Genomic DNA, 24,218 nt, shown 5'->3' with positions numbered 1-24,218 from the left:
AAATTTATTTTATTCATTATTGGACTGAACGACGGGAAATTAGAAATCCTTTTTAATATAAATTGACTTTAAGCCAATTCAATAATGAAAGAACAGATATTTAAGTCTTTAAAATTAGCAACATGTCAGAAATTAACAGATGAGTAGCAACCGATATTCACCGTCATTTTCAACAGGTGCTCTATGCACACACGGTAAAACCTTTTGAGTGGGATGGTCTACCGCCAAACGCCACAAGTGTCCCGTACCTAAATTTATAGGTTGTGCATTGGGTTTAGGCTGATAATGTAAATCAAAGAAATACTCTGCTAAAAAGCTTTCAAATTCGGCTTCTGACCCGTCGTGTAAAGCTCTAAGCTTTTCTCTAATCTCTGGAATTAAAACTTTTTGTTCAACTTGATCATTAGGCACAATATCGCTAGCTGCACCGTGATAAGTACATAAGAACGTATCGGTTTCAATAGGGGAGCGATCAACGTGAAATGAATAGACATCTGTTGAAATAAAATCTAGCTCATCATCACGCTCATAATATTTAAGTAAGTTCAGTACAGGTGATGCACCTATATTAGTTAAGAGCTGTATGTCCTTTAAAATAATGTCTCGAGCCAAATCACCTTGTTCTGAAAGCGGCAGTGCTAATAAATCTTCAATAGAAATTTCAGTAATATTTTCTTTTAACTGAAGTTTTGCCACAATTTCTTTAAAGTCGCCTGCCAAATTTCTGGCCCAACAAATAGCGTTCTTATCCCCCTGAAACTGTGTATTTACAAGTTCAGCAAAAGTAGTTACCACTTCAACTTGTTTGTGCTCAGAAAGTGTATTGGTCATATTAAAGTTAAATCGCTCAAAAACCTGCTAATCATACACGTTTAGCGCTTATAGAGCTGTAATGCTCAACCACAATTTCAGCATTTGAAATGCAAGAAAAGTACAATAAATATATGATCTTTAGTTTCAGTTTACCTATTATAAAATGGCTTTGATGAACTGAGAAAAGATGAGAAGTCGACATTTTTATAATTGGATAAGTCAAAAAGGGAAGTTTTAAAAGCAATAGGTTCGCGAGGAAAATATGGAAGAAATTAAAACAATTGGTGTGGTTGGTGTCGGTGTCATTGGTGCAAGCTGGACAGCTTTATTTTTATATAAAGGCTTTAAAGTAAAGGTATATGATCCTTACCCAATAGATGAACAGTTATTTAAAAAAAGACTACAAGCAAATTTGAAAGATTTAAGCGATTTAGATTTACAAACGCAACCTAGCCGTCATTTACAAGACGTTTTGTCAAATCTAGAGCTTTATAACAACCTAAAAGATGCAGTAACCGATGTCGATTTTATTCAAGAAAATGCACCGGAACGTTTGGACATAAAGCAAAAGTTATATCAAGACATCACGTCATATTGTCCAGAAAAAACGTGGATTGCCTCAAGTTCTTCTGGTCTAAAAGTTTCTGATTTTCAAAAAGAGGCAACTCATCCGGAGCGTATTTTTTTAGGTCATCCATTTAACCCACCTCATCTATTACCTTTGGTTGAAATAGTCGGTGGAAAATTAACAGATCCGCAAATTTTAAAGAAAGCTTCCGAGTTTTATCAAAGTTTGGGTAAGCATCCGATTATTTTAAATAAAGAAGTAAAAGGTCATGTTGCAAACCGTTTGCAAGCAGCTTTATGGCGAGAAGCATTTTCACTGGTGAAAGAAGGTGTGTGTTCAGCAGAAGATGTTGATATCGCAATTACCAGTGGGCCAGGGCTGAGATGGGCATTATTTGGCCCTTATATAAATATGGAACTTGCAAACCAGAAGGGTTTTAAAGAGGCAATTCATCACTTAGGGCCACCTATGACCGAATGGTGGAATGATATGCAGGCGTTTCAGCATTCTGATGAAACTACAGAGATGCTAGAAACACAAACAAAAGAGCTTTTAACCCACTATAAACATATCGACTTATCTCAAAAAAGAGATAAAGGTCTGGTCGATATTTTAAAGCTGAGACAGCAATTAAAGTTGGATTAAGCTAATTTTTAACAGGTGCCAAACAATGCTTTACTGTGATGTTTGGCTTTTATATTGTTGTGTATTTCGGTAGTATTCTTACTCTTCTTTCTGCTCGAAAACTAAAAAGCCTGTTCTATTTATAAGCTTTTTAGCCTCATCAATTTACTAGGACATATGAAACGTTACTACAAGCAAACTGAATCGGTAGTTTCTCAATGGACGACCGAACAAGACTGTTTTTTAATAGAAAATAATTCTCTTTCTATTGATGAGTTGAAACAACATCTGCCCTTTTCTGAAGAAGAAATTAGGGTGCGTAGATCAGTTTTAGGACTAGTAAGACGCGATCAGCAAATGAGATCGTATTAATTTATCAAATGGTAAATTTTAATTGAAAATAAATGTTTCAAAAGAAGAGAATAATTTAAAAAATATTGCGGAGGATTTAACAAAACCATAATTTTTTTCGGTGTTTTTTTGGTGCAACTTACAGAAAGCTTTAACTACTTACATTCAACAATAATAACATTTCACTCCTTAACATTTGTTTCACCATAATCAGAACCATAAATCATTTTAAGATCAAAACTTTATAACAATTGAGATTGAGGAGGTTAAAAATGCCAAAATATTTAGCCGTGGCTGAAAAGGTTTATAAGAATATTAAAAAAGATGACTTATTCACCAATGACCTTACACAAAATCTGAATTGTTTAATCAGTCAGATTCGTAAGGCCATTAAAGGAACTGAATTCAAACTTAAGTTTAATTATATCGATTTTGATGAGCAATTAACTAAACCGCTTAGTGAGTGCAAGGTTAAAGTTGATGTAAGTGTAATGCCAAAGTTTGAAAATGAAGGAGAGTATTTACTCTGGTTAGCCAGTTTTATTGAGCGGGTTACAGAAGGAGGAAAACCTAAATTCCCGCCAATTTCACAGTTAATCCCACACGGATTTAAAATGTCTAAAGAATCACTTCCTGTGACAGTTGCTCCTCCAAAAGAAGAGCATGCAGATATGATCATTAATTATTTTAAATCTGAAGATTTTATGAAATCTAATAAAGCTCCTTCATAAAAGAATATAGAAGTATTCGTCCACCATACTTCTATATACCTGCTGGTTATACTCAGCGACCGCCTTCTGGGGCGGTTTTTTTTATGGGTATTACCTCATTCACTTCTTTGTAAAAGTAAAACTGGTTTGTCGTAATTACTATTACACCACTCATGTTTTTTGAGTACAGCTTTGGGAACCTGAACCATATCTTTTACAGGGTTAAAACCCATTGATCCGTAAAAGCCTTCCAGTTCAGCAAAGGGTAAACAGTAAAGCTTGGAAAATTCCGAGTTTTTAATTAGAAAATCGACCACTTTACGAGCAATTCCTAACCCTTCATTGCTAGGAAAAACATAAATTCCACCGAGTTCACCGCTGTTCGAATCAATGGAGACAACTCTACCTTGACCAACAGTTTTCTCGCCAATAGAAGCTAGTACAATAAGTTCATCTTCATGGGATGGTACAAAATCAACCTCGGCATAACGTTCGTTTATAGCTTTGAGATCGGCAGCGTTAGCAAGTCTTAATGAAATTTCCATGATATTTTTTTAGTACCATTAATTTAAAGGAGGAGGTAAAAAATGAAGCTTTCCTTTATGGAAATACTTTTTTCCCTTATAGGACAAGCACGAGGTATAGTCAGTGTCGATCATGAGCGTTACAGTTTCTGTTTTTGCACTTATTGCATAGTAGAGATCATATTGCTCTTCTGTTTTAACAGTAACTATTTTGCCATTTGATAGAATAGCCTCAGCAGCTTCTAAGTCAGTCTTATATTTATATATATCAATACTTTCTTGCTCTTTCCACCATTGAATAATATCTTCAATATTTTCAAAAAGGCTATACCAAAGAACTTCTAGCGCTCCCTCATCCACTGCTACGGGTATAATTAATGACATCTTAATCACCAACTACTTATTTAATAATAAATTTCTCCACAACTACTGTACGCGAATGCCTGAATAACTCCAAATCAAAAACAACCCATCATAAGGCGTTACCAAAAGTCTTCTAGTCATGATGGGTCTTTATAGTTAAGGATTTATAGAATCAACTGCTTGAAGTAAGCTTGTAAATAATATTGCTAGTTTTGACTCAGGTTGTGGCTCATTTCCATTTGCGGTAAATACTGCACAAACTTTATGGCCTTTTTGAGTTTTTCCAATCATTGAAAAGTTAATCACGCCGTATTCGGAACCACCTTTAAAACCAATTTTTTGCCAATTTAAATTTTTAAAAAGTGGGTTTAAAGAACTGTTCAGAGCAGGGGCATTTTGAACACTTTCAAGAAGAGGACAAATCTCATTGGCTGACATATACCATTCAGCATCTTGCCAAGTAGCCGATTTTCCAATGCTACTCACACTTGGTAATGGCAGTTTATCTAGCTCAGAGAGCACTTCTAAACGAGCCGATTTTGTACTTGTTTTAAACTTATTTCTGAGCTGTTCATTACTCGAATCAATCAGTTGAAATAGTTCTCGTGTGGTCAGCATAGGAGAGTTTTTAGGTGACAACGCTTCTATGCGAGGTTTTTTTAATACCTCTATAAGACTATCGGTCGCTGTGTTATCGCTAATTTGTATCATTAACTGCGCGAGAAGTTCGAGATTTACAGGTGTACCAGCAGGTAGGTTTTGTAAAACTCCTGTTGGTAATGAGCGATTTTTTTCTTTTAAAGAAACAATAGTTTCTCTTTTTAATTCGCCTTTTTTTATAGCATCTTCATATGCTTTTAAAATGATTAACTTAAAAGTCGAACCTACAGCCATAGGGGTTTTATCATTTTCAACGACGACAGGTTTGTTATCTACAACAACTAAAAGAGAAGTTTTACCCACCGCATTTTCATGTAAACCTTTGACTGTTTCATCTAAGCTTACTGTCTTAAAATGAGGTGCGCTAAACCAAAGGGTACTAATTTGCCCTTGCTGATCTAAGCTAATTGAAACAGGTAATTCTCCTTTTTCAAAATCAATCGTTCCTGAACCGTTAGAAACATTAATACTTTTAAGAGTGCCTAAAGAGGCTTTTAAATCATCAACGATTTTTTGAATTTGTGTTATGGAAACTTGTCCTAAAAATTGAGGGCTAAATAAAGAAGTTTCTATGGGTTTATCTGCAAAAATTGATGAAAGCTTACTAGATAAAGTATCTATTTTTTGTTCTGCTGCTGCATGAGCAGTAGAAACAACAATAGGGGACACATTTAAAGCCATAACGCCTACAGCAAAAAATAAAGCTCTAGACGCGTACATTTTCTTAGTTAGAAAGTTCTTCATTCAATGTCCTCTTATACTCGGTCTCATCTATAATTTTTTATAAATGTCTTTAAAAATAAATGTTCATTTTGACCTATCAAAAATCATATATCTATATAAATTTATTCGCTTTTATAAACCAAATTTTAATAATAAAGCTAAATTATTTAGCCTTACTTTTTTAATGATCTAATTTAAAGCAAATGTCATTTTGTGTGCTTGACGGCAAGAGACTTGGACACTATTCTTTGCCTGCTGGCCACATTGCCAGTCGGTTTTAGCAGACCGTTCCGAAAAGCATTAAAAGAGCAATCTTTTAGTGACGAACCCTCGTGCCCCCTCTGCGGCGGAACGGGAGGGGGACACCTTCGGGTGTGCTGGGTTTTTTCGGCCAGTCTGCTAACCCCCTTTCGTTCTGCCACCATAATTTTAATGTCTGGCAGAACTCCCAATAAAAAGGAGTTGGCTTTGCACATCCATTATTTCTTGGCAGCCTATGCCAAAAGCTATAACGACACCACTTAAATCATCTTTAAACAGTTTGATAGCCTTTTGGGTTTTCAGACTTTAAGTCATTACGGCTCAAAAATTTGTATCAACAATAAAACTTGAGATGTGCCAAGCACAGTCTTTACGGCTTTGCTGTGCCTTTTTTTCTCCCAAAAAAAGTATCTCGTTTAGAAACAACAAGAATTTATAACGGTAAAACTATGCCAAATTATTTAGAAATCTCTTCCAAAAAACTACACATTATTCGAACGGCTATTGGTTTATTTACCACTTATGGATTTCACACCGCAGGTGTAGATCTGATTGCCAAACAGTGCGAAGTACCCAAGGCGACGCTATATAACTATTTTCGCTCAAAAGAAGGGCTGATTGAAATGTGCATTGCCTTTCAAAAAAGCCTGCTTAAAGAAGAAGTACTCGCCATTATTTACTCAAGCCATTACCGCACACCCATTGATAAGCTCAAAGAAATCGTGGTCTTACATGTTAACTCTAACAGCCTGTACCACTTATTACTTAAGGCTTTTTTTGAAATTAAAGTGGTTTACCCGCAGGCTTACCGTATGGCAGTTGAGTATAGAAAATGGCTGACCCGTGAAATTTTTGAACTGATTTTTAGCTTAGAAATGAGTGTGTTAAAACCCGATGCCGACATGGTTTTAAACTTAATAGATGGCTTAATGTTTGAGTTTTTAAGTACAGACAGTGTAGAGAACAGGGATGCAGCGGTGGAGTGTTTCTTTAAGCCTATCTGTTTAAGATAAATGAATTGTTTAGATTAATGGCAGAGTTCAGGATTAGTACGCTATGAGTATTGTAGGTGAGTAGTGCTCGCCATTAATTTAGTATTTATTGAATGTCATTTATGAGTGTGCAAACTTATTTTGCAATAGCATAAAATAGACAGTTCTGTATATTTTATTATAAAATATAGTTGATTATGACCCCAATTTATAAAAATGTAATGTTTAATAATATTTCCCAAATCTTAGAGAGCGTAGGTTTTCTCTCACAACATCGTTCGGTGTATCTCCAATTTTCAGATGCATCGTTGAATAGTCAGGTTTTTTTACAACGTATAGATGGGCAACATTATCTTAATCAGGGTACAACAGCCGAGCTGATTTGTTTATCAACCAATGCGCATATTTCACTCAAGACATTTATTGGGGTGCAGGTTGCTGTTGATCAGGTAACAGATCGAGGCAGTCTTTTCCGTACTACAGGTATTATTACTGGAGCATCGCAGGGGCAAAGTGATGGTGCTCTAACCTTATATAAACTCACCATAAGTGATCCAACTTATCTCTGGCATAAACGCAGAAACAGTCGTGTGTTTATGAACAAGAGTGTGAAAGAAATTAGTGAAATTCTGTTTCAAGAATGGCAGGGGAAAAGTCCATTATTTGCATCTAGTTTGACTTTAGATTTGAGTGGGTTGAAACAGACCTATGATGTCCGTCCTTTTGTGATGCAGCTCAATGAAAGTGACTATGATTTTTTAACCCGCTTATGGCGTAGTGAAGGCATTAACTGGCTCATTGATGAAGCTGAGCTTACTGTACCGAGCAATACGGACCATATTCAGCCACAAAAATTACGTCTTATTGACGATAATAACCAATATCAAGCGTTAACAAGAAGAACGATTCGCTACCATCGAAGTCATGCAACTGAACAATTTGATAGCATGACCAGCTTAAAGGCTGACCGTAGTTTGCAGCCGACTTCTGTTTTTGTGCAGCGTTGGCAATCAGATGTATTAGAACAAACAGATGGGGCTGGTAGTGTACAAAGTAAACATCAGCATAGCTCTAACTATGACAATCAAAGTTTAAGTCTTGAAGATGCATGGCACTTTAGTCCCGCATGGATGCAAGATTTAAAAGGTGAAGATGGTGCAACTTCAGCAAGTAATCAACAACTTGAAAAGTTCAATCAGAACCTAAGTGCTTATTATGATGCTCAGTCTAAACAGTTTATTGCTAAAACCACAGTAAGAGATACACAAGTCGGCTATTGGTTTGAACTTAATGAACACCCTGAAATTGATCTTCATGACGGTGCGGATAAAGAGTTTCTGATCATTGGTAAGCATTATTACAACCAAAATAACTTACCCAAAGATTTAAACCAGCAAATTCAAGCCTTAGTTCAACAAAGCCATTGGCAAGCGAGTCAAACAGATGAGCGCCAAGGTAATGAACTGATTTTACAACGCCGTAATATTAAAGTTGTTCCTGCGTATCAACCTTTGCAACATCGGCCTAAAGCCTCTGTACAACGTGCACGTGTAGTTGGGCCAGAAGGTGAGCAAATTTATGTTGACCAGTGGGGACGCATTAAAGTTCGTTTCTTGTTTACCCGAGCTGATGACCACCGCCATGATGGTGGAGCAGGAAGTAATGACAATGACACAGACTCGGCTTGGGTTGATGTTTTAACCCCATGGGCGGGAAAAGGTTATGGGGCACGCTTCTTGCCACGTGTCGGTGAAATTGTTGTGATTGATTTCTTTGACGGTAATGTTGACCGACCATTTGTGGCAGGACGTATTCATGAAGCTGAACGCTACCCGACCCAGTTTGACCAGAAAGGACATCTACCTGACACTAAAAAGCTGAGTGGTATTCGGTCAGAAGAAGTAGGTGGCAAAGGTTTTAACCAGCTACGTCTTGATGATACGACTGGACAAATTAGTGCTCAGCTACAAAGTAGCCATGCGGCTAGTCAGTTAAACTTAGGTAACTTAAGCCATCCAAAAGACAAAGCGGAAAGTGATGGTCGTGGTGAAGGTTTTGAACTGAGAACTGACCAGTGGGGTGCTGTTAGAGCAGGTAAAGGCTTACTCATTACCACTCATAAACAGGACCAAGCTCAAGGCACACATTTAGACGCAGCCGATGCCAAACAACAAATAGAAGGTGGTCTTAATAATGCTAAGGCACTTAGCGAAGTGGCTAAAAACCAGCAAACTGACCCATTGGAAGTATTAGATAATTTAAAAACTTTCTTAGAACAGATTGAACAGCAAGATAAAGACAAAGCGGCTGCTTTCAAGCAAGCCTTGATGGTATTAACTGCACCCAACAGTATTGCGGTAGCGAGTAATGAAGACATACACCTAAGCGCAGATGGCCAGTTAAGCCAAAGTGCCGGCGACAGCATTAATATAAGCACTCAAAAGAACCTGATTGCACATGCTCAAAATAAGATTAGCCTTTTTGCAGCGCAACAGGGAGCACGGCTGTATGCGGGCAAAGGAAAGGTTGAAATACAAGCTCAAGGTGATGGGGCAGATTTAATTGCCCGTAAAGGCATCCAGATTATTTCCACAGAAGACAAAGTTGAAATTAGTGCTTCTAAAGAAATTGTTATTACAGCCGGTAGTTCTCAAATCAAGATTAATGGTTCAGGCATTTTCCCTGTCACTGGCGGTAAGTTTGAAGTGAAGGCTGGACAGCATGTGTTTATGGGGGGAGCATCGGCAAGTATTAAATCTAGTTTGCCACCACCACCAAAACGTGCACAAGGTGTACTTGAGCTTTTGCATGACTATTCACATGGAGCTTTTGTCAAAGGAGCTGGTTATACCGTAACTGATAATTTAGGCAAAGTTGTTAATGGAAAGCTAGACGATAAAGGTTTTGCTCGTGTTTCTGGTTTAGCAACAGGTTCGGTAAAGGTTCTGTTTGACCCAGATCCTCGTAATCCTTGGGATGAGGCAAGTGATTTTAAACGCAAGGTAGAGTGGCCAAATCAAAATGATGTAGAAGGAAGCATTGGTATTGCATCTGGCAGTAAAGGGTTAACCGAAACATTGAAAAATGACTTTAAAAAGCTAAGTCAACTTGCTGGCAATGTGAAATCTGTGCAGCAAAAGATTGAATCGGTTAAAAGAATTAAAGATCAAGGTGCTAAAGCATTGCTACCAATGGCGACGGAACAGATTTTAGGGGGGAGTGATGGATCTAAGTTAACTCAATCATTTGTTAGTCAAAATAGCTTTATGCCTGCAAGTCAGCAGAGTAATCCACTCAGACGATTAGCTCAAGCTGGTTCTAACAAAACAGCAATAACAAAAATCCAATCACCATTTGAAACGTTTGTATAATTTGAGAAGAACATGTCACAAAATTCAGTCGTTGCTCCTTTAAATACTTTTAGTCCCAAAGATTTAACAACAAAAAAGGCAGAAGTTGATAAATGGTTTAGGGAATATACAGATGGTATTGTTACTGTTGACCGACTAGAGACAATCTGTAGAAATGTACCTGTTTTAGGTAGTGCCTTTGCTGTTGGTGATATCATTATTGATATCATAAGTATGATTAATAAAGGTATTGATAAAGTTGAAATTTTTGATTGGTTAAATTTAGGAATTGATGTGATTGGATTGGCACCGATCCCATCTATTAGTCTGGGTATTCGTGGTGTAGCACGACCAGCATTATTTTATGTAAAGAATGAATCAGAACAAATTATCAAAGCACAAGCAAAGAAATTAGGTAAACAAACGTTAACTTCTCAAGAAGTAAAAAAAGCTTTAAGTACCGGTTTTAAAGACAGTGCAAGTGTATTTTTAACAACTATCATTGCTGAAAATGTAGCAGGGACTTTAGAAAAATTTGCTAAAGAAGGACAAAGTTTACTTAATCAGGTTCTAAAAGACGTTGGCAACTGGATTATCACATTAACAAATGCCATTGATACTGGCTTAAAAAAACTAGTCAGTGGTTCATTAGATGGTCTTCCAAACCTTAAGCGTGCAGGCCAGCAGTCTTTAGGAGTTATAAAAGGAATATTTGAACTTGATGGAACCCGTGTAGTAAATAATGCAAAATATGCTACCGAAAACGTTGCAAAGACTGTGGGTAAAGGATATGTCAACCTAGCCAATTTAGGAATTTCCACCGAAACACGAGCTAAAATTTTAGCTTTAGGTACAAAAATAAGATCTATCGGACAAGTTGCTCAAGGAAAAGTAAATGGTTTAAGTGACCCTAATACTTTATGGACTATTGGTTGGCTATTTAGCATTATGGGAATGGTTGCCGCAAAACATCGGCAAAAGAAAGCGCAGATTAAGGCCAAAGAAACGACAAAGGCCAATGCAACTCATCCATCAACTGCGACTGACAAATCAAATAAACAAGCTCATGCCGAGAATAATGCCAATCAGTGTAAAAACTGTATGGGCGGAACTGGTGGTTCAATTACCTTTGCAATGGGTACCGAGTTCTTTACCCATGTCGATGCACAACTTGGTGGAATAATTCAGGACAGCATTAGCCGTACCTATGTTTCAAACCTTTACCAGATGGATGACGCTATATTTGGAGCACGTTGGGTTACTCCATTTACCACAAAAATTTCTCGTAAATTTAAATATAGTCCAGAGAAAAAAGACCATAAAGACTATTTAAATGGGCTTGAATACATTGGTTTAGATGGTCGGGCAATCAATCTGCCTGACCTAAAGAAAGGTCAAAGTATTTATGATCCGATTGAGCAATACACTTATACAGTTTTATCAGATGAGCTTCATTTAATTGCCTACGGTGAGGACGAGAAACGCTATTATGAAAAATATGGTGAGGACTATCGTCTATCTTATATTGAACGTAAAAATGGTTTCAAAGTCGCTTTACGTTATGACCATGTTTCTATCGATAATAAAACAATTTTATCGGACATTTTATTTAAACAGGACGATAATTTACTAGCTCATTTAGCTTTGCAATTAACTCCGCAAGGTTTGGTTTCCGATATTTGGACCATCAAAAATGGCCAATTAGATCGTGTATTGGCAAGTTATGATTATGATCAACAAGGTGATTTGATTCAGGCAACAAATGAATTTGCAGCTTCTTATTATTATCAATATATCCATCACTTAATTACACGTTATACAGATCTTACTCATCGTGGGATGAACCTAAAATGGGATGGTATTTTACCTACTTCAAAAGCCATTGAAGAATGGGCCGACAATGCTAGTCGTGCTTCAAAGCTGGAGTGGGATAAAAATATCCGAAAAACCACAGTATTGGATGTTGAAGGGAATAGCACTGAACATTACTACGATATAGATGGCTATACTTACCGTATTGTTTATCCTGATAATTTTGAAGAGTGGTTCTTTCGAGATGATGCGAAAAATATAACGCTCCATATTGCTAAAGACGGTTCGAAAACTTCTTACACTTATGATGAGCGCGGTAATGTCTTGACTACAACTCAAGATGATGGTGCGACAAGTTATTTTGAATATGATGAAAAAAATCAACTCACTGGTATGGTTGATGCCGAACAGGGACGTTGGTTTAAGCAATATGATGGTTCTGGAAACCTGATCAAAGAAATTGATCCACTTAAGCATGAAACTGCTTATGCTTACAATGCCATGGGCTTAGTCACTTCCATTATAGATGCTAAAGGTGAAAGTAAGTCACTTAAATATGATGATCAAGGGAATTTGATTAGTTATACAGATTGTTCAGGTAAAGAGACTAAGTGGCAATATGATGAGCGTGGTCGTGTAATAAGCATTGAAAATGCATTAAAACAAAAAGTTGAGTATTTTTATACTGAACTTACTTTAGAAAATCGAGAACCAATTATAAAGGGTTTACCTCTGAATGCTTTTGGTCAACTTGAAAAGATCAAACATGCTGATGACACAGAAGAACACTTCATTCATGATGCGGAAGGGCGTTTACTGGCACATGTAGATCCTAAACAGAACATCACTCGCTATGAATATGATGAGGCGGGGTTAATTCTGTCTCGTACAGATGCTTTAAACCACAAATTAAAATATAAATGGGATCGATTGGGACGTCTAACCCGACTCATTAATGAAAATGGTGCAAGTTATCAATTTTTTTATGACCTTGGTGGGCGTTTAATTAAAGAAATCGACTTTGATGGTAAGGAAACGGTATACCACTATGATGAAAACTCGGGCCAACTGGCAACCAGTATTGAAGTTGCATCTGCTTATGGACAAGACCTCAAAGACCGAGCTGCACCGAAAGACCGAATTCAACAATTTATCTTTGACAGTATGGGGCGTTTAGAACAGCGTACTGCGGGTTATGGTCACTATAGTTTAGAACTCGAAGAAAAACAGACTGAAGAATTTGCCTATGATTATATGGGGCGAATCATTCAAGCTAAAAATACTCAAAGCAATTTACAATGGTTTTATGATGCGGCTGGCAATTTAGTACAAGAACACCAGCAAGATTATAAAATTAATAAAACCGCGGTGTGGAAACACCAATATGATGAAATTAATGATCGAATCAAAACAACTCGTCCAGATGGGCAGGTTATTGACTGGTTGACCTATGGTAGCGGTCATGTACAAAGTTTAATCGTGAATGGTCAAGACCTAGTTAGCTTTGAGCGTGATGACTTACACCGAGAAATTGCACGTCACTATGCCAATGGAGTGAGTCAGGAACAGCAATATGACTTAGCAGGTCGTTTGAAAAGCCAAATCATGTTAAGTGAACATGAAAATGGCTATCAAAACCAATATAAGCCGCACAACAATGCATTAGAGCAGACCAGTCAACTGGTACAGCGACTTTATCAATATGATAAAACAGGTGAGCTAACGGCAATTAGAGATACACGCCGTGGCAATATTGCCTATAAGTACGATCCTGTAGGGCGTTTACTTGAAGCGAGCAGTAAACTTGGAAAAGAAACGTTTAACTTTGACCCTGCTAGTAACATTCTAGATTCGTATCATAGTCAGAAGGCTCAAAGCCACTCACAAAAGCTAGATGAAACAGGCTATGGTTATAATCGTTTGGTTAATAACGTAGTTAAAGAATATTTAGATCAACAATACCAATATGATGCTTATGGACAACTCGTAAGACAGAAAACGAGCCAAGGTGATTTAAACCTTGAATGGGATGTCTATGGCCGTATGGTGAAGAGCCGTAATAGTCAATATACGGCAGAATATCGCTATGATGCATTAGGCCGCCGTATTCAAAAGCGGAGTAAACATCACCATACAGGTCAAGAGCAGAACATCATTTATGGATGGGATGGCGATACGCTTGCTTATGAGTCCACAGAGCAATTGACCAAGCATTACATCTATGAAAAAGATAGTTTTGTACCGATGCTACAAGCTGTTTATTTAAGTCCAATAGAATTGCACCAAACTCCAGATTGGTCAGATAGAGCTTATAACATACACCGAGACCCGCTTTGGAAAACTGAAAAACAGGGTAAAGAGTTTGATGATGTATGGTTCTATCACTGCGACCATTTAGGCACACCTCAAGAAATGACTGACCATACAGGTGCAATTATTTGGAAAGCTGAATATAAAGCTTGGGGTGAGTGTAAAGCAGAGAGAGCCAAGTCCAATTTCTTCGAAAATAGTGAAATTATTTCAAATAATATCCGTTTTCAAGGCCAGTATTTCGATGAAGAGACAGGGTTACATTACAATCGCTATCGTTATTATTCGCCGTATGTGGGACGGTTTGTAAGTAAAGATCCAATTGGGTTATGGGGAGGAATAAATGTTTATCAATATGCTGCAAGTTCAATTAGTTGGGTTGATCCACTTGGCTTGCAAAAAACTAGCAGCAAGCAAAAGCAAGGATCAGCGAAACCAGAAGAAGGGACTCCTAAAAAAACATGTCCGCATTCAAATGTAGTGAATGCTTTAGATGGTTTCAAAACAAAGAGATATCAGTTTGGAAGTAATACATATATTTTAGACAAAGCAGCCATGACACATATCTTAAAACGACATCACCCTGAATATTGGGATGGCTCAATTAAAAGTACACAGTCTTTTTTATGCCCAAATCTATCAATTAAGCAAATTGAAACAGAAATTAGAAATGTACTACAGGCAAATCGTGAAAAATTAGCTGAATCAGGGGCAAATGCTAAAATGTTCCAACTACCAAAAACAAATGGTAGGGTAGTTGGATTAAATCGTGGACGAATAGGGCAATTTTATTAAGAGGTCGTATGATTAAATTTAAGTCACTCATTAAAATTAATGATGATTATATTGATATAAATGACATTGCTTTTTCTTATCAATTAAAAAATATTGATTGGGATTATGTTGAAGGAAAAATAGTAATTTTTTATTATGAAAAAGAAATTTTTGGATCAAATGTTGTAGATGATATAAATTGGTTCTGGGGATTCATTGCAGATGGTTTTGAAGATTTTTTTAAAAATGGAAATTATGATATTGGTTTTCCTTCTCAACCAATACGTTTTACTATAATGAAACGTAAAATGAATCTAATTAATCTCAAAATTTCATCAGAAAAAGTTATTTATTTGAATAAAGAATTTAACTCAATGGATTTTTTAAGATCTTTATTTAGTGGTGCTATTAATTATTTTAATTTTGAAAAAAAATTTAATAAAGATGAGGTTTTAGAAATGAATAGGAAGATTAAGTTAATAGAGTCATATAATGATATGTTATTCTAAGAAATATATTTTTATAAACTTTTTGTTTTTCTCAAAGATGATGTGATTATTAATCCTTCATTTCTTAATAAAACTCTACTTAATAGAGTTTTATTAAGTTCAATTGATTTGGAAAATACAATTAAAAGTTTTTTAGGCATGAATATTTTAAAATATAGGATAATAAATAAAGAGACAGGATTACATTACAATCGCTATCGTTATTATTCCCCATATGTAGGTAGGTTTGTAAGTAAAGACCCAATTGGGTTGTTGGGTGGTAATAATGTTTATGTATATGCTAACAACCCGATTACATGGATAGATAGTAAGGGATTATGTAGTACCACCTTAAATAGAAATTTAGGTGGAGTAAAAGGTGATCATTTACAAGCTCATCATATTATTCCTGAAGAAATTTGGGCCAAGCGCAAAGATTTTTTAGATGATATTGGTATTGGCGGAAATAGAGATAAAGCAGAAAATGGCGTTTTAATGCCTGACAGTGAAGCTAAGGCAAAACAAATGAAGCGCCAATTATATCATTGTGGATCACATCCAATTTATTCTGCAGGTATTAATCAAAAGTTAGGACAAATACAGAGAGAATTTGAAAGTAAGAAAATAACCGCTTCTCAAGCTAGAGATAAAGTGGCAAATTTACAGTCAAGTATGAGACTTGTTTTAATAACACCTGGTACAAAACCAATCAGATTAAGTTAGGATTAAATAAATATGAAGTATTTTGTTTTAAGTGCGATGCAAAGTAGTCTTTGTCCAATTTCACTTGTGGATGATGCTGTTCTATATATGAATAAAGAGCAAGCTAGCCAAAATATCGAATGTAGATCTTTACCATGGTATAGTTATAAAACTAGCAAAAACTGTGATTTACCTATCGAAGGTGTACTTATCTTAAAAAGTAAAAAAATAGAAATAAGTATTAGAAATATAAATGAAAATATATATGTTGTTGATGAAATTTTTAAAAATATTTTTGGAAAATATATTAATTCTGATTTTATAAGGGTTGAAGTCTTGAGTGAAAGTTTGGAAAAAATAAATAACAAAAATTATTATATTTTTAGATTTAATCAAATTTTTGATTTTAAAAATGTCTTAGATTTAAATAAGTCAACTTATAGATTGGATAATGATTTTTTGGTTTTAGAAAAGGTAGAATTTTTAAATAATTTAGATGTTGATATATTGAAAATTAATAATGTGGATTCTGCTCAAGATACTTTTTTTATCAGTGAGTCCGTTAAAGAAGAAATTGAAAAAAATAAATATCAAGGTATAAATATTTTTGACCTTAGTTTGGCTCAATGGAGAGACTCTGATGATTTTAGTTTTATGTTTTTGAGCGAAGATGAGGTGAATAAATTTGTGTGGCCAATTTAGCAGATATATCTCTCTCATATAAAAAATAATATTTGTTAGATATAGAAAAATGGCGTGATCCAGATGATTTATTTAATTCTTTGTATTTGAGTGATGAAGAAATAAATGAGTTGGTTTGGCCTATAATTTAGCACGTGAACACCAGTAAGGCTATAAAGTCCACAGTTAAATTTTAAGTGCTATTCAAAGAATAAGTAATACTTCTATATATTTATTTCGAAGTACTACTTTTAAATAAGGTGTTTTTAAAGGTGGGTTGATGAATTTTTATACAATTTATCCGTCTGAGTATATTGATAGAGATTTTTCTTTTGATTTGAAAGGGAAGCAAGAAATTATTGTTGATTTTTTTAAATTTGACTTAAGTAATCAATTTTTAAAAAATCCTAGAATAAATTTAGATTTTGACAATATTTTTTCTGATCAATTGAATGAAATATTGGATACGGATTTTTATTATTCATCTTCAGGAATTTTACTTTTTTCAAAAAGATTTTTTAATGAAATGAAGGAAGTTCTTGCAGACGAATGTGATTTCTATCAATGTTATGTAAGAAATCAAGAAGCAGATATTTACGCCATGTATATTAAAAGAAAAAATAATTTACTAGATGAAGATGACTTTATAAAAGATGATCTTGTAATAGATGACTTTTTTATTGTTAGAGATACTGATAAACCATATATCTACGTAGTGAGCAAAAAATTTGTAGATATTGTTAATAAATTTAAATTCAAAATGAATTTCTTGGAATACTAAAATTAATAATTTTTAATAGTGAATTAATTATTTAAATTATTAATTCACTATTAGGCCTGAAGGTTTTTTATTTTTGGGAACATTGGATGTTTAGAATAGTGTACAGCGAATTATATATGGGCAATTCGGGTTTAGAATATAAAATACGGCAAAATATCGCTATGATGCATTAGACCGCCGTATTCAAAAGCGGAGTAAGCATCACCATATAGGTCAAGAACAGAATATCATTTATGGATGGGATGGCGCGATACGCTTGCTTATGAGTCCACAGAGGAACTGACTAAGCATTACATCTATGAAAAAGACAGTTTTGTACCGATGCTACAAACTGTTTATTTAAGTCCAATAGAATTACACCAAACACCAGATTGGTCAGATAGACCTCATAACATACACCGTGACCCGCTTTGGAAAACTGAAAAACAGGGTAAAGAGTTTGATGATGTATGGTTCTATCACTGTGACCATTTAGGCACACCGCAAGAAATGACCGATCATACAGGTGCAATTATTTGGAAAGCCGAATATAAAGCTTGGGCCGAGTGTAAAGCAGAGAGAGCCAAGTCCAATTTCTTCGAAAATAGTGAAATTATTTCAAATAATATCCGTTTCCAGGGACAGTATTTCGATGAAGAGACAGGGTTACATTACAATCGTTATCGTTATTACTCGCCTTATGTGGGACGGTTTGTAAGTAAAGATCCAATTGGGTTGATGGGGGCATAATGTATATGCATATGCACCAAACTCAATAGCTTGGATTGATCCTTTAGGACTAAATAATAAAAACAAAAATAAAAATACACAACATAAAAAGAGTAAAGAAGAAACCTGTGGTCAAGGTAGGACTTCTAGACAGGCACGAAGAGAAGTTATGAGAAAAGCTGGTATTCCAACATCTTCTACGCCAATTAAACAAAGGGTAATTCCTAATTGGGAACAATATATGTATAGTGTTAGAACGGGAGAAGGAGAAAAAATTATGATAGTTTCTCATCATCCTAAAGATAAAGAGCATCCATGTTCGCATTGGCATGCAGCTCCAGCTATGATGGATAATGGTCAAGTTAGGTCTAATAATCAAGGCGCTTGGAAATATATTTCAAGTGGGCCAGTGGTTACTCATGACTAGTGATAAGGAGCGCATGAGTGAAAAGAATTACACTACTTAAGATTAAACAAAGACAAAATCTGAATCTATCAAATTTTATTAAGGATACTAATTTAAAATTTAAATTTTTAGATAGTTCAGATAAGTTGCCTGTCGATGAAAGTATTGATTTTTACAATGAAATATTATCTTTAAAAAAATCAAATCAGATGTTGATAGAAGCTACAGAAACACAGGATAAGGTTTTAATAAGTAAAAAGATCATTAATTTTATTAAGAATATTTCTGATGAAGATCTTTTATTTAATGTATCTTTTAGTCAATATGAAACATTTTTAGATGATGGCGAATACTATAATATTTCGCCTTTACCTGTTTTTAAATTGAACAAGGATCAAATTTCATTTTTATTTGATTGTTATATATATAATAATCTTTATTTTCTTGCAATTATTTCTGATAATTTTAAGTTAGTGTTAGATAGTTATGCTGGAAATACAAATTCATCAGAACCTGATTTACCAACGTATGAATATTTTGAAGAAATTAAGTAAATATAAATTTAGTGTATTTAAAAATTTAAAGGCACAATTTTCTTATAAATTTTCAGTAATTTGATGAAAAATTCATATACTTTTGGGCAACTTGAATAGATCAAACATGCTAATCAAAGTATAAGCTGGAGTAATTAATTGTGAAATTTAAAGAGTTTAATCAACTTGTAGATAAGTTTTTGGAACAGGAAGAATATGAAAAAGTTGATGAAATCTTAGATGATCAAATAGATGAAATAATAAAGTTAGATAGTAAAGAAATTGAAAAATATTTAATGCTTTATGCCTCATTAGCAGGAGATGCTGAATCTTTAGCTAGATTTGATAAATTGTTTAATAAGGCAGTATCTTTAGGAAAAATTAAACAGACTGATTTAAAAAAACATGAGGAATCATCACCAGCTAATAGATGGTTATAGTTTGTATAAAATTTCAAAATAGAACTTTATATTTGTTATTAGGTCCTATTTTAGATAATTCTGAAAATTTTTCATGTGTAAATCAAAAATGAATTTAAATTTTTATTGTAATTTTAATATAGTAGGACTAGTGCATAAGTTATGAATTTAATTAAAGATATTGAAGTGTTTTGTAGAAAATATGAGATTGATTTTTCAATAATGTCCTTAGATTTAACTGATGAAATTAATGAGTTTATGACCCCTTTATGGAAGGGGACAACAGGCAAAATGAATTGGGAAATCACAAATACAGACTTTTTAAAATTGAGTTTTCCAAATGAAATTGATAATAGTGTGATAAATGAAATTGTCTCGAATTTAAAATTTAAATTATTAAATGAGGAGAGAGTATATTTATATTTTTCCGGATCTGAACCAGCGATCAAGATAAATATTAACAAATTTTTTCTGAATTTATTTAACTTTATGGATGAATTTTGTTTTCTGGATTTTATTTATTTTTTAAGTATAGATAGTTCCAGAAAAGATATAAAATTAGTGGAGTTGAGAATTTTTGAATATATATGCGGGAATTTATGATTTTATATTAATCTTGATAATTAGAGGGTTACATAAATAATTTTAAATAAATTTTTCTTGGAACACTATAAAATTAATAATCTTATTTCTTATGTATTGAATAGAAAGAGTAAACATCCATACTTACAAAGAGCATGGTAATGTCTTTACGACAACTCAACTATCAATAAATCTGACAGAATCTAACTTTTTGTATCAAATAAAAGCAGTTATCTTAATTCTACTTGAGCACAAACTCTTAAGGTGCTCGTCTTTAGTTAGATTTTTAGGTATTTAAAATGAATAAAATGCATGTAACTTTGGCTGTAGTAGTCGGTTTAATTGTTGGTGGTGTAGTGGGTGCTCTAGGTTATTCGAAAACTGCTGCACGTTATGATGCTATGACAACAGCATGTGTAATGGTGAATCAAGCGGTTGAACACGGAATTTTAAAGCCTGAACAAGTAAAAGAGTTAGGTGAGCTTACAGGCCAAACCCTTAAGAAAGATTATGCTTCTGTGGCATCAAAATTTAAGTTTTCTGAAAAACAATTAGGTAATGCCTCTGAAGGCTCGAATTGTAGCCAGTTTATTGTTGGTGTAAACGTAGCGAAGTAATTAAAAGAAAACCCACAGTTTGTGGGTTTTTTCTTATTGATTTGACCAAGCTGAATCTATGGCATGAATTAACCGTAGGTTCAGTGCTTTCTGTTCTAACTGCCAATTTGAGAGTTCTTCGACAGTTGGCTCTTGTTGTCCATCCGAAGCTGCTAAAAACCGTTTAAAGTAGTTTTTATAATGATAGGCTGAAACATCCCCAGTAATATCCGCAGCTACTAATCGACCCTTACACGCTTCAATCAAGCTCTGTAAGTGCTTCTCTAGAAACTTACCTTGGTCCCAGTTCGTCATGACGACATCGCTCGACAGCACATCCTTATCAATCGATAAATAAACAGGTATGTTCGATGCTTTTAGTTCTGTGAGAAATGCAGTTAGTAACTCATCTGGATGATCGAAGTTTTGCCATGCATTCTTTTTGCCTGTAAAACGCACCCATAATGCATTTTGCTGGATGCTCCAGTAATGCAGCTTTCCTTTATATAGAGGTGACCAATGGTTTTCTAAAGCATGTAGCCATCCAATATCACTTGAGCTAATTCCAAGTACATCTATTCTGGCAACTTGTGGAAGCTTACTTGCCCAATACACCCATGAACCACAGTGAATACCAAAAGGGTAACGCATATTGTCAGGGTGGTTATCACAGACAATAAGATGAATTGGTTCAGCAGATGGCAATCTTTCCAGTAAAAGCTGGGTAACATGGTGATAATCACCACTACCTAAAAGAACACAACCCATTTTTGAAGGTAAATGCTGGTTTAGGTAAGTACGTAACTCGTCGAACTCTTTTAATTTACAACCAAAGCGAATGACTTCTTGCCATGAGCTGAGATCAACGCGTACAGCATCATCAGGATCACCAGCAGAATCATCAAAATTTAAAACGACAGGTGTTCTGTTATTTACTGAACTCATGATCGTGTTTCCTGTTTAACATGCCACTGATGATCTGCTTCAAATAAAGGACGTAATTTCTTTAAAATAAAACGTAAGGCAGGTGAATGTATCCATACCAGATGTCGGGTAAATGTAAATTTAGCACCCAGTTGAGCTTTGACTTCAGGGTCTGTCCAACCTGCGATGTAAAATTTGAGGTTATGGGTTAGGGCATAGTCTAAATTTACGAACCAGCTAATAAAATATAAATTGTAGTCTTTTGCGAGCGGGTAATTGAGACCAATATATTTATCAACCAGATTGTCTTTGTATTCATAACAAATGTTATAGCCGACTAGGGTTGTATCTGCCCAATATAAAAAGACTTTACCGCCACTGTGCACATCTTGAAGAATTTCTGAAAAAAACTCAGGGCTGAGTAGGTCAAAATGTATTTCGCTTTGGTGATAAACGGCCAGATAGAGTTCATATAAATATGTTCTAAACTCATGATCATTAAAGCGCTCATCGCCCGTAGATAACTGTTCAATGTTTAATTCATTTAAACTTTTGAGTTTACGTTTAAAGTTTTTACGGCGTGGTTTAGAGAGTCGAGAAAGATATTCTTCACGGCTTAAAAAATCGATAGGAACATAAGCTAAAGCTTGTCCTTCTACAGATAGAAAACCTTTTTTTTCTGCTTCTTGAATAAAAGTTTGACTGTAATTATTTTCAAGATCGCTGAGCAAAGGTGAGTCTAAAGGAAGATCTTTAATAATACCTAACTTAATTTTCTGGTCATTATTTTTTAAAAAATCTGCTATTGAGTCCAGAGGAAGTCCATTAGGTAATAAGCTGTATTCTGTGACCGTTGTCCCGATAAAACACGTTTTAAAATGAAGGAGTTTTCCCCAGATTTGATAGCCTGGTAATGCTTTAATTTTTTTAAGAAGGTCTGTATCTAGAGTCGTTAATAAATCAAACTCTGTATAAAAATAAGGTAAAAAATCGCTAGGCGAATGAACCTGAAAACTTAAAGGTGGATGCTTTAAAAAAGCATCCACCACCGCCTGAGGTTCTAACTGATTCAGGTTTATAGTCATAAATTAATTTTATATTTCCCGTTTAGCTCGAACTAATAATTGGTCAAGTAATACCATCGCTTGATCGATTTCGGCTCTTGAGATATCTAGTGAAGGTGCGAATGTAATTACGTTCTTGTAATAACCGCCTACATCTAACACCAAACCACATTGTTGACCTTGGTATTCAAGGGTACCTGAAAGACCGATATCGACCATTTTATCCAACAATTCTTTGTTTGGAGTAAAGCCATCAGCCTGACAAATTTCTGCACGTAATGCTAGTCCTAATCCATCAACATCACCAATTTCTGGATGACGTGATTGCAGGTCTTTTAGACCTTCTAGGAAATAAGCACCACTTTCCATGATTTGTTTTTCGTAGTCTTTTTCAGCCAACATGTTCATGACTTCAAGACCAACTGCCGTACCAAGCGGGTTAGACGCAAACGTTGAGTGAGTTGAACCCACTGGGAACGTTTCAGGATTTATCATTTCTTCTTTTGCCCAAATACCAGCAAGTGGGTTTAATCCGTTGGTCAACGCTTTACCAAATGCAACAACGTCTGGCGTAATATCGAAATGTTCGAAAGACCAAAGTTTACCTGTACGGTAGAAGCCCATTTGGATTTCATCGACAACCAATAAAATACCGTGGTCATCTAGGACTTTTTTCAGGCCTTTATAGAAGTTTTTCGGTGGAATAACGTAACCGCCAGTACCCTGAATTGTTTCAATATAAAAAGCCGCAAATTCACTTTCACGAACTTTAGGGTCCCACACACCGTGGTATTCATTTTCAAAAAGACGCGCGAATTCGGCAACTAACTTATCTGCATATTCTTCTGGTGTCATGCCTTTAGGACGACGGAACGGATATGGGAATGGAATGAATTGAGCACGCTTACCAAAATGACCATAGCGGCGGCGGTAGCGGTAGCTTGAAGTAATTGAAGATGCACCTAAAGTACGGCCATGGTAACCACCTTCGAAGGCAAACATACGGCTTTTGCCTTTGCAGAAGTTACGTACAAGCTTTAATGAATCTTCAATTGCTTGAGAACCACCTACGTTATAGTGAACACGACCTTGTACACCTGTTTTTTTAAGCATGTCTTCAGCAATGACTTTGCTGAGTTCAATTTTAGTTGGGTGCAAATATTGGCTGGCAATTTGAGGAAGTTTATGAATTTGGTCGATGAGCGCTTGATCTAAACGTGGGTTTTTATAACCAAAGTTAACCGCTGAATACCACATTTGTAAGTCTAGATAGGGGATATTCTGGTCATCAAAAATATAGCTGCCCTGACAATCCGTAAAAATTTTAGGTGGGTTTACATAGTGTACTGTATCGCCGTGTGAACAATACTTTGCCTCATCTGCTAGAAGTTGCGCTTCATTAAGTGGAACGCGATTATTAGAACTAGTTGCAGAAGCGCTTTCTTGCTTGAATGTATGATTGTTGTTCATACTTCTATTCCTTTTACGGTTGGTATTTT

General features: G+C 35.2%; 20 protein-coding genes and 3 pseudogenes. 16 read left to right on the top strand and 7 right to left on the bottom strand.

Annotated elements, in window-relative coordinates; translation table 11 throughout:
• Positions 1 to 132 precede the first annotated feature (132 nt).
• The gene (locus J576_RS10945; protein WP_002054490.1) at positions 133 to 831 is read right to left on the bottom strand and encodes a DUF1826 domain-containing protein; all 699 of its coding nucleotides are present in this window, start codon (positions 829 to 831) and stop codon (positions 133 to 135) included.
• Between the two features lie 244 nt (positions 832 to 1,075).
• On the opposite strand from J576_RS10945, the gene J576_RS10940 reads away from it, so the two are divergent.
• The 3 genes from J576_RS10940 (at position 1,076) to J576_RS10935 (ending at position 3,087) form a co-directional block, all read left to right on the top strand.
• A complete protein-coding gene (locus tag J576_RS10940; protein WP_002054494.1) occupies positions 1,076 to 2,026 on the top strand; it encodes a 3-hydroxyacyl-CoA dehydrogenase NAD-binding domain-containing protein in 951 nt (316 codons plus the stop codon).
• Between the two features lie 156 nt (positions 2,027 to 2,182).
• Positions 2,183 to 2,377, top strand: coding sequence for a hypothetical protein (locus J576_RS19745; protein ID WP_002054484.1), 195 nt, complete (start codon positions 2,183 to 2,185; stop codon positions 2,375 to 2,377).
• 251 nt (positions 2,378 to 2,628) lie between these two features.
• Positions 2,629 to 3,087: a hypothetical protein gene (locus J576_RS10935; RefSeq protein ID WP_002054486.1), complete on the top strand. Its 459-nt coding sequence runs from the start codon at positions 2,629 to 2,631 to the stop codon at positions 3,085 to 3,087.
• Positions 3,088 to 3,182: 95 nt separating this feature from the next.
• Here J576_RS10935 and J576_RS10930 read toward each other — a convergent pair whose 3' ends face one another.
• The 3 genes from J576_RS10930 to J576_RS10920 all read right to left on the bottom strand — a co-directional run bounded on the left by J576_RS10930 (position 3,183) and on the right by J576_RS10920 (position 5,357).
• The gene (locus tag J576_RS10930) at positions 3,183 to 3,611 is read right to left on the bottom strand and encodes a GNAT family N-acetyltransferase (RefSeq protein WP_002054493.1); all 429 of its coding nucleotides are present in this window, start codon (positions 3,609 to 3,611) and stop codon (positions 3,183 to 3,185) included.
• Positions 3,612 to 3,629: 18 nt separating this feature from the next.
• Positions 3,630 to 3,974: a hypothetical protein gene (locus J576_RS10925; protein WP_002054498.1), complete on the bottom strand. Its 345-nt coding sequence runs from the start codon at positions 3,972 to 3,974 to the stop codon at positions 3,630 to 3,632.
• A 135-nt stretch (positions 3,975 to 4,109) separates the two neighbouring features.
• Positions 4,110 to 5,357 (bottom strand): serine hydrolase, encoded by a 1,248-nt coding sequence (locus J576_RS10920; protein WP_002054499.1) that lies wholly within the window; start codon positions 5,355 to 5,357, stop codon positions 4,110 to 4,112.
• A 689-nt stretch (positions 5,358 to 6,046) separates the two neighbouring features.
• On the opposite strand from J576_RS10920, the gene J576_RS10910 reads away from it, so the two are divergent.
• The 13 genes and pseudogenes from J576_RS10910 to J576_RS10850 all read left to right on the top strand — a co-directional run bounded on the left by J576_RS10910 (position 6,047) and on the right by J576_RS10850 (position 20,752).
• A complete protein-coding gene (locus tag J576_RS10910; protein ID WP_002053716.1) occupies positions 6,047 to 6,610 on the top strand; it encodes a TetR/AcrR family transcriptional regulator in 564 nt (187 codons plus the stop codon).
• A 200-nt stretch (positions 6,611 to 6,810) separates the two neighbouring features.
• Positions 6,811 to 9,960, top strand: coding sequence for a type VI secretion system Vgr family protein (locus J576_RS10905; RefSeq protein WP_025467994.1), 3,150 nt, complete (start codon positions 6,811 to 6,813; stop codon positions 9,958 to 9,960).
• Positions 9,961 to 9,972: 12 nt separating this feature from the next.
• Entirely contained in the window at positions 9,973 to 14,856 is a 4,884-nt protein-coding gene (locus J576_RS10900; protein WP_002053701.1) for an RHS repeat-associated core domain-containing protein, read from the top strand.
• 8 nt (positions 14,857 to 14,864) lie between these two features.
• On the top strand, positions 14,865 to 15,344 hold the full coding sequence (locus J576_RS10895; RefSeq protein ID WP_000589266.1) for a hypothetical protein: 480 nt from the start codon (positions 14,865 to 14,867) through the stop codon (positions 15,342 to 15,344).
• A 165-nt stretch (positions 15,345 to 15,509) separates the two neighbouring features.
• A pseudogene (locus J576_RS10890) lies at positions 15,510 to 16,046 on the top strand (RHS repeat-associated core domain-containing protein); the annotation flags it as partial.
• Between the two features lie 12 nt (positions 16,047 to 16,058).
• Positions 16,059 to 16,727, top strand: coding sequence for a hypothetical protein (locus tag J576_RS10885; RefSeq protein WP_002053703.1), 669 nt, complete (start codon positions 16,059 to 16,061; stop codon positions 16,725 to 16,727).
• 259 nt (positions 16,728 to 16,986) lie between these two features.
• Positions 16,987 to 17,325, top strand: a pseudogene (locus J576_RS10880) (hypothetical protein); the annotation flags it as partial.
• 307 nt (positions 17,326 to 17,632) lie between these two features.
• A pseudogene (locus J576_RS20450) lies at positions 17,633 to 18,292 on the top strand (RHS repeat domain-containing protein); the annotation flags it as partial.
• 180 nt (positions 18,293 to 18,472) lie between these two features.
• Positions 18,473 to 18,622, top strand: a complete 150-nt coding sequence (locus J576_RS20445; protein WP_002053714.1) for a hypothetical protein — start codon at positions 18,473 to 18,475, stop codon at positions 18,620 to 18,622.
• Positions 18,623 to 18,639: 17 nt separating this feature from the next.
• Positions 18,640 to 19,155 (top strand): hypothetical protein, encoded by a 516-nt coding sequence (locus J576_RS10865; RefSeq protein ID WP_002053708.1) that lies wholly within the window; start codon positions 18,640 to 18,642, stop codon positions 19,153 to 19,155.
• 140 nt (positions 19,156 to 19,295) lie between these two features.
• A complete protein-coding gene (locus J576_RS10860) occupies positions 19,296 to 19,574 on the top strand; it encodes a hypothetical protein (protein ID WP_002053706.1) in 279 nt (92 codons plus the stop codon).
• Between the two features lie 141 nt (positions 19,575 to 19,715).
• Positions 19,716 to 20,156, top strand: a complete 441-nt coding sequence (locus J576_RS10855; RefSeq protein ID WP_025467996.1) for a hypothetical protein — start codon at positions 19,716 to 19,718, stop codon at positions 20,154 to 20,156.
• A 278-nt stretch (positions 20,157 to 20,434) separates the two neighbouring features.
• A complete protein-coding gene (locus tag J576_RS10850) occupies positions 20,435 to 20,752 on the top strand; it encodes a hypothetical protein (RefSeq protein ID WP_002048460.1) in 318 nt (105 codons plus the stop codon).
• Between the two features lie 33 nt (positions 20,753 to 20,785).
• Here the strand turns inward: J576_RS10850 and J576_RS10845 are convergent, their stop codons facing one another.
• From J576_RS10845 to J576_RS10835, 3 genes are read right to left on the bottom strand one after another with little or no spacing between them, the layout of a single operon-like run.
• A complete protein-coding gene (locus J576_RS10845) occupies positions 20,786 to 21,676 on the bottom strand; it encodes a hypothetical protein (RefSeq protein WP_002048462.1) in 891 nt (296 codons plus the stop codon).
• Positions 21,673 to 22,740 (bottom strand): GNAT family N-acetyltransferase, encoded by a 1,068-nt coding sequence (locus tag J576_RS10840; protein ID WP_002048436.1) that lies wholly within the window; start codon positions 22,738 to 22,740, stop codon positions 21,673 to 21,675. Before J576_RS10840 ends, J576_RS10845 begins: the two co-directional genes overlap by 4 nt.
• A gap of 9 nt (positions 22,741 to 22,749) precedes the next feature.
• The gene (locus tag J576_RS10835) at positions 22,750 to 24,189 is read right to left on the bottom strand and encodes an aspartate aminotransferase family protein (RefSeq protein ID WP_002048430.1); all 1,440 of its coding nucleotides are present in this window, start codon (positions 24,187 to 24,189) and stop codon (positions 22,750 to 22,752) included.
• Positions 24,190 to 24,218 lie beyond the last annotated feature (29 nt).

Source organism: Acinetobacter sp. 766875, assembly GCF_000582055.1.
In the GTDB taxonomy this organism is placed as follows: Bacteria; Pseudomonadota; Gammaproteobacteria; order Pseudomonadales; family Moraxellaceae; genus Acinetobacter; species Acinetobacter nosocomialis.
Note: the sequence above shows the minus strand (reverse complement) of the source record. Positions and strands in the feature narration are given on the sequence as shown.